We start from the raw sequence: 227 nt of genomic DNA on the forward strand, positions 1-227 counted from the left end.
CGTTTCCCTGCGCGAAAGCGGAGGCGGTTGCGGCGATGACAAGTGCCGCGGAGAGGATTGCTTTTCTGTTTTTCAAGATGTTCTTGTTCATAAACTGTTCTTGTTTTTTGCCGTCAAAAGGGTGGATGGTCCTTTGTCGGGCGGTTGATACTTTGTTTCTTTACTTTGGTTTTAGTGGATGCCCGTTTGTTTCCACGGACGTGGGCGTGTCCGTTGCGGATGGGGAT

The 227-nt window shown here is 50.2% G+C and carries 1 pseudogene; it reads right to left on the reverse strand.

What is annotated here, in order from left to right:
- Positions 1-91 (reverse strand): annotated as a pseudogene (locus tag DW640_RS23435) (conjugal transfer protein TraE); the annotation flags it as partial.
- Positions 92-227: the final 136 nt, after the last annotated feature.

The sequence above is a fragment of the Bacteroides sp. AM23-12 genome (assembly GCF_003434395.1).
In the GTDB taxonomy this organism is placed as follows: Bacteria; Bacteroidota; Bacteroidia; order Bacteroidales; family Bacteroidaceae; genus Bacteroides; species Bacteroides thetaiotaomicron.